This is a genomic window from Enterobacter sp. E12, assembly GCF_014596715.2.
GTDB lineage: Bacteria > Pseudomonadota > Gammaproteobacteria > Enterobacterales > Enterobacteriaceae > Enterobacter > Enterobacter bugandensis.
In genome coordinates this window covers 3,490,889-3,505,873 of the sequence record NZ_CP115601.1, presented here as the reverse complement: position 1 = coordinate 3,505,873, position 14,985 = coordinate 3,490,889, and the positions used below count along the sequence as shown (strand labels likewise).

Annotated in this window: 11 protein-coding genes; 5 read left to right on the top strand and 6 right to left on the bottom strand. The window is 57.4% G+C overall.

Features of this window, described 5'->3' with window-relative positions; all coding sequences use genetic code 11:
* Positions 1–113 precede the first annotated feature (113 nt).
* Positions 114–2,354 (top strand): EAL domain-containing protein, encoded by a 2,241-nt coding sequence (locus tag IB212_RS16760; protein ID WP_041908753.1) that lies wholly within the window; start codon positions 114–116, stop codon positions 2,352–2,354.
* A gap of 4 nt (positions 2,355–2,358) precedes the next feature.
* Here IB212_RS16760 and ppx read toward each other — a convergent pair whose 3' ends face one another.
* The 4 genes from ppx to purM all read right to left on the bottom strand — a co-directional run bounded on the left by ppx (position 2,359) and on the right by purM (position 7,819).
* Positions 2,359–3,897, bottom strand: coding sequence for an exopolyphosphatase (gene ppx / locus IB212_RS16755; protein WP_028014034.1), 1,539 nt, complete (start codon positions 3,895–3,897; stop codon positions 2,359–2,361).
* A 3-nt stretch (positions 3,898–3,900) separates the two neighbouring features.
* The gene (gene ppk1, locus IB212_RS16750; protein ID WP_041908755.1) at positions 3,901–5,961 is read right to left on the bottom strand and encodes a polyphosphate kinase 1; all 2,061 of its coding nucleotides are present in this window, start codon (positions 5,959–5,961) and stop codon (positions 3,901–3,903) included.
* 182 nt (positions 5,962–6,143) lie between these two features.
* A complete protein-coding gene (purN, locus tag IB212_RS16745; RefSeq protein ID WP_041908757.1) occupies positions 6,144–6,785 on the bottom strand; it encodes a phosphoribosylglycinamide formyltransferase in 642 nt (213 codons plus the stop codon).
* Positions 6,782–7,819: a phosphoribosylformylglycinamidine cyclo-ligase gene (gene purM, locus IB212_RS16740; protein ID WP_041908759.1), complete on the bottom strand. Its 1,038-nt coding sequence runs from the start codon at positions 7,817–7,819 to the stop codon at positions 6,782–6,784. The genes purN and purM overlap by 4 nt, the downstream gene beginning before the upstream one ends.
* 266 nt (positions 7,820–8,085) lie before the next feature.
* On the opposite strand from purM, the gene IB212_RS16735 reads away from it, so the two are divergent.
* From IB212_RS16735 to IB212_RS16720, 4 genes are all read left to right on the top strand, one after another.
* Positions 8,086–9,516: a 6-phospho-beta-glucosidase gene (locus IB212_RS16735; protein WP_041908761.1), complete on the top strand. Its 1,431-nt coding sequence runs from the start codon at positions 8,086–8,088 to the stop codon at positions 9,514–9,516.
* 217 nt (positions 9,517–9,733) lie between these two features.
* Positions 9,734–10,360 (top strand): uracil phosphoribosyltransferase, encoded by a 627-nt coding sequence (gene upp / locus IB212_RS16730; RefSeq protein WP_041908762.1) that lies wholly within the window; start codon positions 9,734–9,736, stop codon positions 10,358–10,360.
* 86 nt (positions 10,361–10,446) lie between these two features.
* Positions 10,447–11,736 carry a uracil permease gene (gene uraA, locus IB212_RS16725; protein WP_017692944.1) on the top strand — a complete coding sequence of 430 codons (1,290 nt, stop codon included), beginning with the start codon at positions 10,447–10,449 and terminating at the stop codon, positions 11,734–11,736.
* Positions 11,737–11,832: 96 nt separating this feature from the next.
* Positions 11,833–12,534 (top strand): DnaA inactivator Hda, encoded by a 702-nt coding sequence (locus IB212_RS16720; protein WP_211438414.1) that lies wholly within the window; start codon positions 11,833–11,835, stop codon positions 12,532–12,534.
* Positions 12,535–12,610: 76 nt separating this feature from the next.
* On the opposite strand, the gene IB212_RS16715 is transcribed toward IB212_RS16720, so the two are convergent.
* Positions 12,611–14,029 (bottom strand): M17 family metallopeptidase, encoded by a 1,419-nt coding sequence (locus IB212_RS16715; protein WP_041908764.1) that lies wholly within the window; start codon positions 14,027–14,029, stop codon positions 12,611–12,613.
* Positions 14,029–14,985 carry a N(4)-(beta-N-acetylglucosaminyl)-L-asparaginase gene (locus IB212_RS16710; RefSeq protein WP_041908766.1) on the bottom strand — a complete coding sequence of 319 codons (957 nt, stop codon included), beginning with the start codon at positions 14,983–14,985 and terminating at the stop codon, positions 14,029–14,031. Before IB212_RS16710 ends, IB212_RS16715 begins: the two co-directional genes overlap by 1 nt.

Sequence of the window (14,985 nt, the reverse complement as noted above, 5' to 3'; positions counted from 1 at the left end):
TTAAAATCCCTCCTCCATACCGTTCGCCCCGCACGTCGCCGGGCGGCGCCAGGTCAGGTTGGATGCCTGTCATTATTTTCCTTCTGGAGAAAAAGGGGGTTAACCGGGCATCTATGAACATTTTTGCTTTCCTGAAAAAGAATAAACACCGCTGGTGGGTATTGCCGCTTATTTTACCGGTGGTTTTACTTCCCGTACTGAGCGTGGCGAATACGTTCACGCACCTGGGCGACGGGATAGCGGCACTTTATTATTTACCGCTCTCGTTTTTGCTTTCGCTGATGATGTTTTTTGGTCTGGAAGCCCTTCCCGGGATCGTGTTGTCGCTGTTTATCCGCTATTACCCGTCGGTCGGGATGTTTGAAACCGTCGCCGGCGTGCTCCATTTTATTGTCCCTATAGTGCTTAGCTGGGGCGGCTACCGGGTGTTTGCGCCCAGACGCAATATGACGGCGTACGGCGACGTACGGCTGATGGCGCAGCGCATCTTCTGGCAGGCCTTCTGCCCCGCGACGCTGTTTCTGCTGTTGTTCCAGTTTGCGGTGTATCTGGGCGTGTATGAGAGTCGCCAGAGCCTGGCAGGGCTTAACCCCCTCAACATTCGCACGCTGATCAACTATCAGGCCTTGCTGGTCAGCGGTCTGACGGGCGTGCCGTTAAGTTATCTGCTGATCCGCCTGATTCGTCATCCGCGCTATCTCAAAAGCCTCATCTCGCAGATCCGTACCCAGATAGACAAAAAGGTGACGCGCGCTGAGTTTCTGATTTGGGCCATTGCGCTTGCCGGGCTGCTTTCGCTCCTGCTGCTGCCGATGAATGAAAACAGTTCGATTTTCACCACTAACTACACCCTGTCGCTGCTGATGCCGGTGATGCTCTGGGGGGCGATGCGCTTTGGCTATAAGCTGATTTCGCTTATCTGGATCCCGATACTGCTGGTGTCTATTCACTATTTTTACCGCTATATCCCCGTGAACCAGGGGTACGACATTCAGCTGGCAATCACCTCTTCCAGCTATCTGGTCTTCTCGTTTGTGGTGATTTACATGTCGATGCTGGCGACCCGGCAGCGGGCGGTGAACAAACGCTCCCGCAGGCTGGCGCTGCTCGACCCGGTTCTGCATATGCCTAACCTGCGGGCGCTTTCGCGAGATCTGGCAAAAAACCCGTGGTCGGCGCTCTGTTTACTCCGCGTTCCGGAGCTTGAAATTCTGGGCCGTAACTATGGCGTGTTATTGCGCATTCAGTACAAACAGCAGCTGGCGCAATGGGTTAACGGCACGCTCCAGCCCAATGAGCAGGTCTATCACCTGACGGGCTGTGACATTGCGGTTCGCCTTAACGCCGAATCGCACCAGCAGCGGATTGAAACCCTGGACGAGCACATCAAGCAGTTCCGCTTTGTCTGGGACGGCATGCCGCTGCAGCCGCAGGTGGGGGTGAGCTACTGCTATGTGCGTTCGCCGGTTAACCACCTCTATCTGGTGCTGGGTGAGCTGGGGGTGGTGGCCGATCTGTCGCTCTCCTCTAACCACCCGGAAAATCTTCAGCAGCGCGGCGCCGTCCATCTGCAGCGCAGCCTGAAGGATAAAGTCGCCGTGATGAGTCGCCTGCAGCGTGCGCTGGATAACAACGCATTCACGCTGCTCGTTCAGCCCGTACGCGGCCTGCGTGGCGATAGGTATCATGAGGTCTTGCTGCGGATGACTGATGCAAACGGGCTGTTGATCTCCCCTGAACAATTCCTGCCGATAGCCCAGGAGTTTGGCCTCTCTTCGCGGGTGGATTTGTGGGTGCTGGAGCATACGCTGCGCTTCCTCGCCGCGCATCGCGAACGGCTGCCCGGCCAGCGCTTTGCCATTAATCTGGCCCCTTCAACGGTGTGTCGGGTGCAGTTCCCGCTTGAGGTGAGTCGCCTGCTGGCGAAATATGCCATTGAGCCGTGGCAGCTGATCTTTGAAGTGACGGAGTGCAGCACCTTCTGCAACGCGGAGCAGGGGCTCCACATCCTGCGGCAGCTGCAGAAAATGGGGGTACGCATTGCTATCGATGATTTTGGTACCGGCTATGCGAGCTATGCGCGGCTGAAAAGCGTGGATGCGGACATTCTCAAAATCGACGGCGATTTCATCCGCAATATCGTCAACAACAGTCTGGATTACCAGATTGTGGCCTCTATCTGTCATCTGGCGCGCATGAAGAAGATGCTGGTGGTGGCGGAATATGTCGAGACCGAAGAGATACGTAGCGCGGTGCACGCGCTAGGCATTGATTATGTGCAGGGCTATCTGATTGGCAGACCGGCACCGCTTGAGTCACTGCTGGAAGCAGAGGCGTCCACGGCGGACGCCTGAGCCGTTACGCGGCGACGTCGGCGCTATCTTCCTCGATTTTGAGCATCCAGCCGGTGACCGCTTCCCAGTACTGCTGCTCTTTTTCCAGGTCCAGCAGGACCAGCGCGTTCTGGCTGAACCAGTCGTGCGGGAAGCTCAGCGTCCAGTGGTGATCGTCGGTTTTCAGCTTCAGCGTCGGCGGTGTGGTGGTGGCCTGACGCTGATTGTTCAGCAGCACGCCCAGGCGCAGCAGCTGAATAAGCGGCAGGAACTGCTTTTTCTTAAACAGCGTGAAGCGCGGCAGATCGTCGAGCTTGATGGCTTTACGGTGATAGCGCACCAGGGTCGCCATCATGGTTTGCTGCTCCTGGTTGAAGCCGGGCAGATCGCTGTTTTGCAGAATATACGCTGAATGGCGGTGCATCCCGCTGTGGTTGATGTTCAGCCCCACCTCGTGCAGCATCGCGGCCCATTTCAGCAGCGCGGCAAGCTGCGGGTGCGCCAGCTTGGGGTTCTGCTCCTGCCACTGCTCGTACATCTGCACCGTGGTTTCCAGCACGCGCTTCGCCTGCTCGCGGTCGATGTTGTACTGGTTGGCCAGACTCTGTGCGGTGCGGCTGCGAATGTCCTGATGGCGGAAGCGGCCCTCCATCTCATACAGCACCCCCTCACGCAGCGCGCCGTCGGAAAGGCGCAGCTCTTTAATCGCCAGGGCGTCAAACACGCCGCAGAGAATAGCCAGGCCCGGCACGAAGACTGCCTTACGCTCGTCGGAAAGCCCCGGCAGGCTTAGGGCGTCAAAACTTTTATGCTTCAGCACCTCTTCGGTCAGCAGGGTCAGGCGTTCAGGCGTAATAAAACCGTCTTTTTCACCCATCGCCAGCAGCACTTCATGCGCCGCCTTGATGGTGCCCGACGCGCCCAGCGCCACGTTCCAGCCCTGAATGCGGTACTGCCAGGCCAGATTCTCCAGCTTCTGGATCGCAGCCATTTTCGCCCGCTGGAAGTTTTCACGGGTAATGGTGCCGCCGGGGAAGTACATCTGCGCGAAGCTGACGCAGCCCATGCGACGGCTCTCCACCAGGCGCGGCTCAAAGTCTTCGCCGATCACCAGCTCAGTAGAACCACCGCCGATGTCGATCACCAGCTTGCGCCCTTTTTCCGGCTGGGTATGTTCAACGCCCATGAAAATCAGACGCGCCTCCTCGTTACCGGAGATGATCTCAATCGGGTAGGGGATCACTTTTTCGGCCCGCTTGAGGAACTCCGGCGCGTTCAGCGCCTGGCGCAGCGTGTGGGTGCCCACGATGCAAACGCTGGAGGGCGAGAAGCCCTGCAGGCGTTCGGCAAACAGCGACAGGCAGTTTAAACCGCGCTCCATCGCCTCTTCGCTGAGCATGCTGCGCTCATCAAGCCCATCCGCCAGGTGTACGCGCTGCTTCAGACGACCGATGATCTGCAGCGCGCCATCCACCTCACGGGCGATGACCATGTGAAAACTGTTAGAGCCAAGATCGACCGCGGCGTATTCCTGCGGGCGTGGGGTCTTATCATTTATCGGCATAGGTTAATCGGGTTGCTCGAGTGATTTGATATAGTCGTAAATCGCCAGCTGTGACCGCACTTTACGGCGGTTGCCGCGCGGTACGTAGCGGTTACTGAGTTCTTTGTCGATATAGCGCGCCTTCACCGTATCGCTGAACAGGATCTCGATAATGTCGAGGATACGCTGTTTCAGACGCGGATCCAGCAGCGGCGTCGCGACTTCAATTCGATAGTCAATATTGCGCGTCATCCAGTCTGCCGAAGAGAGATAAACCTGTTTATCGCCCGCATTATCGAAAATATAGACCCGATCGTGCTCCAGGTAGCGGTCAACGATGCTGATAACGCGAATATTGTCGCTGATGCCTTCCAGTTCCGGAATAAGCGAGCACATGCCGCGGATCAGCAGGTTAACCGGCACGCCGGAGCTGGACGCCGCGTACAGCCTGTCCACCAGCCCTTTATCGACCAGGTTGTTAAGCTTCAGCGTGATGCCGGACGACAGCCCATTCTGGGCATTGGCAATCTCTTTATCGATCATATCGTACAGCAGACGGCGCGAGTTCTGCGGTGAGACCAGCAGATAGTCGAAGCTGACCGGGCGGTACGGGTTTTCGATGAAGTTAAACACCCGGCGCACTTCGTTGGTAATGCGGGCGTCAGCGGTTAAGAGCGAGTAGTCGGTATAAATCCGTGCGGTTTTTTCGTTAAAGTTCCCGGTGCCGATGTGGGCATAGCGCACCACGTCATCACCCTCTTTACGCGAGATCAGGAACAGCTTGGCGTGAATTTTCAGACCCGGCGCGGAGAAGATCACGTGCACGCCCGCTTCCGTCAGGCGGCGCGCCCAGTGAATGTTCGCCTCTTCGTCGAAGCGCGCCTGCAGCTCAACCACCACGGTGACTTTTTTGCCGTTGTGTGCCGCGTGGATCATCGCATCGATGATGCGGGAATCTTTTGCCACGCGGTAGATGTTGATTTTGATCGCCAGCACGTTCGGATCGAACGAGGCCTGACGCAGCAGCTCCAGCACGTGTTCAAAGGTGTGGTACGGGTAGTAGAGCAGCACGTCGCGCTCGCGGATGGCGTCGAATCCGTTGCGGAATTTATCGAACCAGATATGACGCAGGCGCGGCAGCGGTTTGTTCACCAGATTGGCTTTGCCAACGTTCGGGAAGCCAATGAAGTCTTTAAAGTTGTGGTAACGGCCACCCGGCACGATGGAGTCATAGCGCGAAATGGTCAGCTTCTCGCGCAGCATCTCCACCATGGCGTCCGGCATGTCGCGCTGATAGACAAAGCGCACCGGCTCAGCCGTCAGGCGCTGTTTCAGGCTGGAGGACATCAGCTCCATCAGGCTGGCCTCCATCTCGTGCACCAGGTCATATTCGGCGTCACGGGTCATCTTCATCGAGTAGGCGTTTAACGCATCGTAATCGAAGAAGCCTTTGAAAATGTCGTCCAGACAGTAGCGCAGGATGTTATCCAGCAGGATCATCGGCTTGCGTCTGCGCGGGGTTTCCGGCGGCAGGTTTACAAAGCGCGGCACCTTGTCGGACGGGATCTCCAGCAGGGCATAACGGATGGATTCACCGCGAATAATTTCCACCGCCAGGTAGGTGTAGTCATCCTTCAGGAACTGCACCAGATCGGTTTCGCGGTTGATGAGAATCGGGGTAATGTGCTGGCGCAGGTACTGTTTAAAGTAGTGGCGCAGCCAGTTTTGTTGGTTAACGGAAAGCTGACGTTCGTTAATCAGGAAGATTTGATTGCGCGCCATCTCCAGCAGCAGTTCGTTATACAGGCCGTCAAATTCCTGATCGGCTTTCAGCACGCGGGACTGGATTTTGCCCAGCAGATGCCGCGAGTGCGAGTTTAAGCCCTGTTCTTCGCTGATGATGATGCGTCTTTTCAGCTCGGCAAAGCGAACCTTGTAGAACTCATCCAGGTTGTTGGAATAAATGCCTAAAAAACGCATGCGTTCGATCAGCGGGTTACTTTTGTCTGCCGCTTCCTGGAGTACACGTTCGTTAAATGCTAACCAGCTTAGCTCTTTCTCGATATATAACTTTTCCTGACCCATTACAGCTCACACTCCAGTTCAATCACAGGACGTGGTAAATCCGTCTCGTCCTTATTATGGCGAGCATTTCCACGATATGTCCAACAGTGCCAGAAAAGTATGACAGTTATTTTTTTGTTGGGGAATTTAGCGGGTTGGGGGAGGGAATATCGGGTAAGCGAAGCGCCACCCGACATAGCAAACTACTCTTCGGCCGCATAACCCTGCGGGGGCAACTTCTCGCCGTCCAGCCAGGCTGCGCCGTCGCGCATCTCCAGACGCCCGTCGACAAACCAGCTTACCACCAGCGGGTAAATGGCGTGCTCCTGCGTCTGCACGCGTTCGGTCACGTCGTCTTCGTTGTCGCCGTCAAAGACCGGGACTTTCGCCTGCAGGATCACCGGGCCACCGTCCAGCTCGTCGGTCACGAAATGGACTGAGGTACCGTGCTCCTCGTCACCGTTTTCCAGCACCTGACGATGGGTATGCAGGCCGGGATATTTTGGCAACAGGGAAGGGTGAATATTCAGCAGTCGACCGGCGTAGTGTTCGACGAAGGCCGGGCTCAGAATGCGCATATAGCCCGCCAGCACCACGAGGTCGGGCGCGTAGGCGTCAATCTCCTGCACCAGCTCGCGGTCAAAGGCTTCACGTCCGGCGAACTGGCTGGCTTCCAGCGCGTGAGCGGGAATGTTCGCTTCCCGCGCGCGCTCAAGGCCGAACGCATCGGCCTTGTTGCTGAAAACTGCCCGAATGGTGCCATTGATTTTCTTCTGCTTGCAGGCGTCTATGATGGCCTGCAAATTGCTTCCGTTACCGGAAATGAGCACCACGATGTTTTTCATTCAATGACCACACGCTGTTCGGAATCGGAGGCTTTAATCGTACCGATTTTCCACGCGTTTTCACCTTTCTCGGTCAGCAGCTTAACCGCTTTATCCGCTTCGCTTGCCGGCAGGGCGATAACCATGCCCACGCCGCAGTTAAAGGTACGGTACATTTCGTGAGAGCTCACGTTGCCTGCATTCTGCAGCCAGTTAAAGACGGCTGGCCACTGCCATGAGGATTCGTCGATCACCGCCTGGGTGTTGTCAGGCAGCACGCGCGGGATGTTTTCCCAGAAGCCGCCGCCGGTCAGGTGAGCAATAGCGTGAACGTCAACGTTCTCGATAAGCTCCAGTACGTTTTTCACATAGATGCGGGTTGGGGCCAGCAGGTGGTCAGCCAGCGGTTTGCCGTCCAGCTCGGTGGTCAGCGGATCGCAGCCGCTTACTTCGAGGATTTTACGCACCAGAGAGTAGCCGTTAGAGTGCGGGCCGCTGGAGGCCAGCGCGATCAGCACATCGCCATCGGCCACTTTGCTGCCGTCGATAATTTCTGATTTTTCTACTACGCCGACGCAGAAGCCCGCGACGTCATAATCTTCGCCGTGGTACATGCCCGGCATTTCAGCGGTTTCACCGCCCACCAGCGCACAGCCGGACTGCAGACAGCCTTCGGCGATACCGTTAATGACGCTGGCTGCGGTATCCACATCCAGTTTGCCGGTCGCGTAGTAATCGAGGAAGAACAGCGGCTCTGCGCCCTGAACCACCAGGTCGTTCACACACATCGCAACCAGATCGATACCGATCGTGTCGTGACGTTTTAAATCCATCGCCAGGCGCAGCTTGGTGCCTACGCCGTCAGTACCCGAGACCAGAACAGGTTCACGATATTTTTGCGGCAGCGCGCACAGTGCGCCGAATCCACCCAGACCACCCATCACTTCCGGGCGGCGGGTTTTCTTCACCACACCTTTGATTCGGTCAACCAGCGCATTACCTGCGTCAATATCAACACCGGCATCTTTGTAGCTGAGAGAAGTTTTGTTGGTCACGGCTTAAATCCCCACGCGATTGCATAGCTAGTAAGAAAAATCGGCGCAATTCTAACAGTCCAGGCAAACGTTTGCGAGCCTATTCTGGACGTGGGGATCTTTTTTTCTGTATAGCCCGCAAATGCAGCCAAACTTGACTCCGTTCACGAAAATGAAACCGGTTTCGGCGATCTGCTTGCAACGAATATCCCCTTTGCACATCATCGAACTGAAACCGGTTTCTGTAATTGTTTTTGCAGAAAATAACGCAGAATGAGGGAAAGCGAATGTCAGGATTCAAAGCAGATTTTCTGTGGGGTGGGGCCGTTGCAGCTCACCAGCTTGAGGGCGGCTGGAAAGAGGGCGGTAAGGGCGTAAGCGTTGCCGACGTCATGACCGCGGGCGCCCACGGCGTGCCGCGTGAAATCACCAACGGCGTGCTGGAGGGGAAAAACTACCCTAACCATGAGGCTATCGATTTCTACCACCGTTATAAAGAAGACATCAAACTCTTTGCCGAGATGGGGTTCAAATGCTTCCGTACCTCTATCGCCTGGACGCGTATCTTCCCGAAAGGCGACGAGCTGGAGCCGAACGAGGCGGGCCTCAAATTCTATGACGATCTGTTCGACGAATGCCTGAAGTACGGCATCGAACCTGTTATCACGCTTTCCCACTTTGAGATGCCGTTTCACCTGGTGACGGAATACGGCGGCTGGCGCAACCGTAAGCTGATCGACTTCTTCGTGCGTTTTGCAAAGGTCGTTTTTGAGCGTTACCAGCACAAGGTGAAGTACTGGATGACTTTTAACGAGATCAACAACCAGGCCAACTTCCACGAAGACTTTGCGCCATTTACCAACTCCGGGCTGAAGTACGCGCCGGGTGAAGACCGCGAGCCGGTGATGTTCCAGGCGGCGCACTACGAGCTGGTGGCCAGCGCCCTGGCGGTGAAGGCGGGGCGCGAGATTAACCCGTCGCTGCAGATCGGCTGCATGATTGCCATGTGCCCCATCTACCCGCTGACCTGTGCGCCGGACGACATGATGATGGCGATGAACGCCATGCACCGTCGCTACTGGTTTACCGACGTTCACGTGCGCGGCAAATATCCGCAGCATCTGCTCAACTACTTCGAGCGTCGCGGCTTCGCGCTGGATATCACCGAAGAAGATAAAGCCGCGCTGAAACAGGGTTGCGTGGATTACATCGGGTTCAGCTACTACATGTCTTTCGCCACCAAAGCGACGGCAGATAACCCGGCGCTGGACTACGACGAAAGCAAGAGCCTGGTCTCCAACCCGTACGTGCAGAAATCCGACTGGGGCTGGCAGATTGATCCGGTCGGGCTGCGCTACTCCCTGAACTGGTTCTGGGATCACTATCAGCTGCCTCTGTTTATCGTTGAGAACGGCTTTGGCGCGATCGACGTGCAGGAGAGCGACGGCACGGTGAATGACCAGTACCGCATCGATTACCTTTCCGCACACATCCGCGAGATGAAAAAAGCAGTGGTGGAAGACGGCGTGGATCTGATGGGCTATACCCCGTGGGGCTGTATCGACCTGGTGTCTGCCGGAACGGGCGAAATGAAAAAACGCTACGGCTTTATCTTTGTCGATAAAGATAACGAAGGTAACGGCACCCTGAACCGCAGCAAGAAGAAATCGTTCGACTGGTATAAGCAGGTGATTGCGAGCAACGGCGATAACCTCTAATTGTCGGGTGGCGCTAACGCTTACCCGACCTACAATACACGTAGGCCCGCGTAAGCGCAGCGCCACCGGGCAAGACCCCGCACCCAAGCCGGAGCCCAGCCTCCGGTTTTTTTGTTTTTGATTGATGTACGTCAAGCAAGTTGGGTATGGCGCAATCCGTAAAAAGCGGTATAATCCCGCGATTTTTTTGCGGATGCCACCTCAGAGGAGAAAGAGAATGAAGATTGTGGAAGTGAAACACCCACTCGTTAAACACAAGTTGGGCCTGATGCGTGAGCATGACATCAGCACGAAGCGTTTTCGCGAACTGGCTTCTGAAGTGGGCAGCCTGCTGACCTACGAAGCAACCTCCGATCTGGAAACGGAAAAAGTGACCATCGAAGGCTGGAACGGCCCGGTGCAGGTTGAGCAGATCAAAGGTAAGAAAATTACCGTGGTGCCTATCCTGCGTGCCGGTCTTGGCATGATGGAAGGCGTGCTGGAGCACGTACCGAGCGCGCGCATCAGCGTGGTCGGTATCTACCGTAACGAAGAGACGCTTGAGCCGGTCCCTTACTTCCAGAAGCTGGTCTCTAACATCGACGAGCGTATGGCGCTGGTGGTTGACCCAATGCTGGCGACCGGCGGTTCAATGATCGCCACCATCGATCTGCTGAAAAAAGCGGGCTGCAGCACCATTAAGGTGCTGGTTCTGGTTGCTGCTCCGGAAGGGATCGCGGCGCTGGAAAAAGCGCACCCGGACGTTGAGCTGTACACCGCCTCTATCGACCAGGGGCTGAACGAGCACGGGTACATCATCCCGGGGCTCGGCGATGCCGGCGATAAGATCTTTGGTACGAAATAATCGAATAACGATAAATAAGCCGACTTTGATAGTCGGCTTTTTTTTGAATAAAACACCAACAACGATACTACTCAGAGGAAAACACTATGACGCGCCGTGCTATCGGGGTGAGTGAAAGACCGCCGCTTTTACAGACGATCCCGCTTAGTTTGCAGCACCTGTTCGCTATGTTTGGCGCAACCGTGCTGGTGCCAATCCTGTTTCACATTAACCCGGCTACCGTGCTGCTGTTCAACGGCATCGGGACGCTGCTGTACCTCTTTATCTGTAAAGGCAAAATCCCGGCGTATCTGGGGTCGAGCTTTGCTTTTATCTCGCCGGTGTTATTGCTGCTGCCGCTGGGGTATGAAGTGGCGCTGGGCGGCTTTATCATGTGCGGCGTGCTGTTCTGCCTGGTCTCCTTCATCGTGAAGAAAGCCGGTACCGGCTGGCTGGACGTGATGTTCCCGCCTGCGGCGATGGGCGCCATCGTTGCCGTTATCGGCCTGGAGCTGGCGGGCGTGGCGGCGAATATGGCCGGCCTGCTGCCTGCGGACGGCCAGTCACCGGACTCCAAAACCATTATCATCTCACTGGTGACGCTGGGCGTGACGGTATTTGGCTCCGTGCTGTTCCGCGGTTTTATGGCGATTATCCCGATCCTGATTGGCGTGCTGGCGGGCTACGCGCTCTCCTTCGTCATGGGCGTTGTGGATACCACCCCGATTGCCGAGGCGCACTGGTTCGCGCTGCCAACTTTCTACACCCCACGCTTTGAATGGTTCGCCATTTTCACCATTCTGCCTGCCGCGCTGGTGGTAATTGCGGAGCACGTTGGCCACCTGGTGGTGACGGCGAACATCGTGAAGCGCGACCTGATCCGCGACCCGGGTCTGCACCGCTCCATGTTTGCCAATGGTTTCTCCACCATCATCTCCGGTTTCTTCGGCTCCACGCCAAACACCACCTACGGTGAAAACATCGGCGTGATGGCGATTACCCGCGTCTACAGTACCTGGGTTATCGGCGGCGCGGCGATCATCGCCATTCTGCTCTCCTGCGTGGGTAAACTGGCGGCGGCGATCCAGATTATCCCGGTCCCGGTAATGGGCGGCGTTTCCCTGCTGCTGTACGGGGTGATCGGTGCCTCCGGTATTCGCGTGCTGATTGAATCCAAAGTGGATTACAGCAAGGCGCAAAACCTGATCCTGACCTCCGTTATCCTGATCATCGGCGTGAGCGGCGCGAAGGTGCACATCGGTGCGGCCGAGCTGAAGGGCATGGCGCTGGCGACCATCGTGGGCGTGGGCCTGAGCCTGATTTTCAAGCTGATCTCGGTGATCCGCCCGGAAGAGGTGGTGCTGGACGCTGACGAAAGCGAAAAAGCCCCACACTGATCCTTTAACTGGGCGAAGGATCGCCCGGTTCTCTCCTGGCGGGTTCCGTGTTAAACTCATCGCCGATTTTATGTAAGATCTCTGGTTGAGGTATTTCTGAACGGACCGGCACAGCTCTCTCTGCCACTCTATCTCCCTGACGACGAAACTTTTGCGAGTTTCTGGCCGGGTGATAACCCCTCTTTACTGGCTGCACTGCAAAACGTGCTGCGTCAGGATCACAGCGGATACATCTATATCTGGTCACGCGAAGGCGCGGGGCGCAGTCACCTGCTGCATGCGGCCTGTGCCGAGCTTTCGGCGCGCGGCGATGCGGTCGGCTACGTGCCGCTGGATAAACGTACCTGGTTTGTGCCTGAAGTGCTTGAGGGCATGGAACATCTCTCGCTGGTCTGCATCGATAATATCGAATGCGTGGCGGGGGACGAGCCGTGGGAAATGGCGATCTTTAACCTCTACAACCGCATTCTGGAGTCGGGCAAAACCCGGCTGCTGATCACCGGCGATCGTCCGCCGCGCCAGCTTAATCTTGGGCTGCCGGATCTGGCGTCTCGTCTGGACTGGGGACAAATCTACAAGCTCCAGCCGCTGTCAGATGAAGATAAGCTGCAGGCGTTACAGCTGCGAGCAAAGCAGCGCGGCTTTGAGCTGCCGGAAGACGTGGGCCGTTTCCTGCTCAAGCGTCTGGACCGCGAGATGCGCACCCTGTTTGATACGCTCGATCAGCTCGATCGCGCCTCCATTACCGCCCAGCGCAAGCTGACCATTCCGTTTGTGAAAGATATTCTTAAGCTGTAGTTATGCCGGGTGGCGGCTGCGCCTTACCCGGCCTACATATGGCGCCCGTAGGCCCGGTAAGCGCAGCGCCACCGGGCTAAAGATCCCCCAGCAAGTGCTCCACCAGCAGCGGAATCGGCCTTCCCGACGCCACGCTCCTGCCGTTCTCGCGCCACAGCGCCGTGCCGCTGATGTCCAGATGCGCCCACGGGATCGTCTGCGGGCAAAAATGGTGCAGCAGCCACGCCGCCGACGCGCTGATTGCCGCGTTGTTTGTCGGGGTGTTGCACAGATCGGCAATCGCGCTGTCGGTCTGCTTTTTCAGCCGCGCATCCAGCGGCAGGGACCACACTTCGTCACCGCTCCGTTTTCCCGCCTGCGTCAGCGCGGCGCGCAGCGGCTCGTCCTGCGTCATTAATCCACTCAACTCATACCCCAGCGCTTTCACCACCGCACCGGTTAAGGTCGCCATATCAATGATATAGCGCGCCTGCGGATTGCGCTGGCTGGCCCAGGCGATGGCATCCGCCAGCACCAGTCGGCCTTCGGCATCGGTGTTGTTGATTTCAACCGTCATGCCGTTGCAGGCCGTTGCTACCGAGCCGGGCTGCATGGCGTCCGGGCCGATGGCGTTTTCCGCCAGCGCCAGCACGCCCATGATGCGTACGGGCAGCGCCAGCTCTGCTACGGTCAGCATCAGCCCCAGCACGTTGGCCGCACCGCACATGTCGTATTTCATGGTGTACATGCCTGCGCCTTCCTTCAGCCACAGGCCGCCGGTATCGAAGGTAATGCCTTTACCTACGTAGCAGCGCACCGGGCCGTCAGATACGCCGTCGTAATGAATAGCCAGCAGACGTGGCGGGCAGGTCGCCCCTTTGCCGACGGCGTTCAGCAGCCCAAGACCCTGCTCAACAATAGCCTTTTCGTTCAGCACCTCGCAGTGCAGGGCAGGGTAGGCGGCACACAGTTTTTGCGCCTCTTCGACCATAAACTGCGGCGTACAGCGATCGGACGGTATATCCGCCAGGCGACGCGCTGCGACCATGCCGTGAGCGATGGCCTGCTGCTGGCGGAAAATTGTTTCCAGCTTTGCCTGCTGTTCCGGCAGGCAGAGGGCGGTGATGTGCTTAATACGAACGCACTCACTGGTTTTTTTCAGCTGTAAATCGCTCAGCCTGTGCGCCTGATTAAAGAGAAAACGCAGCACCTGCGCCAGCACGACGTCGTCGATATTTGTTGCGTCCAGCACGATATCTGCGCTGACGGGAGTGGCAAACAGCGGTCGCAGGGCGGCAAGCAGGCCTTCAGTGAGCGCGTCATGCCAGAGCGCATCCGGCAGCAGGGTGATGCGCGCAAAGGGCGCGCAGCCAAAGCAGGCGTCCGCGATGCCGTCAGAGTCACGCATTTCCGCAACAAGCGCGGTTTGCGGCAACTGCGCACAGGAGACGCGGGCGATTAAATGGCTTCGTGGCTTCGCGTCAGAAAGCGCGGTGATAAACTGATACGCGATCATCATGACTCCTCAATCGGTGCGCGGATCCGCGCGGCGTAGGCCTGCATCCACTCTTCGTCCACGGTGTGATAGTGCGTTTTCTCCCGCTGGCGCTCGGTACGAAAAACGGTGAGGGGCTGACGGGCCGTCGCCACCACAAACGAGAAGGTTTTGATGTTAGTGGCGGCGCCAAATTCGCCCCTGTTGTTCATGCACACCACGGAGAGATCGCCCACGCGACCGAAGCGCGACATCAGCTTGTCTTCCAGCTCGAACACCACGGAATCTGCCGCCTGTTGCGGCGTCATACCCTGCGCCATGCGACGAACGATTTCGTAGCTCGTGCAGCCTTTCATCAGATCTTCACCGACGCCCGTAGCGGTGGCCGCGCCGGTTTCGCTGTCGCAGTAAAAGCCGGAGCCGATAATCGGCGAATCCCCAATGCGGCCGCGTTTTTTCATAAACAGGCCGCTGGTGGAGGTGGCAACGCTCATTGAGCCCTGCTTATCGAGGCCGATAACGCCGACGGTGTCGTGTCCGTCGTACGGGCTTAAGCCTTTATCCAGCGTCTCGCGGCAGCGTTTGCGGTAGTGCTGCATAGCCCGTTCGGTGAGCATGCTTTTGTCGGCAAAGCCCTGACTTAGCGCCCATTCACGCGCGCCCTGGCCGACCAGCAGGCTGTTGTAGCGCTGGCGGCTGAGCGCGTGCGCCACGCGCACCGGGTTGGCGATATCCACCAGGTTCCCCACGGCACCGAACGCCAGCGTGTCGCCGTCCATGAATGCCGCATCCAGCTCGACTTCGCCGTTTTCGGTCGGCAGCCCGCCGTAGCCGACGGATTTATAAAACGGAAAGTCTTCGACGGCGGCGACGGCATCAACCACCGCCGTAGCGACCGGTTTTCCCGCCGCCAGGGCAGACGCAGATTCCGTTACCCCTTCAAGCGCCATTCGCCAGGTTGCGATAATTCCCCACAT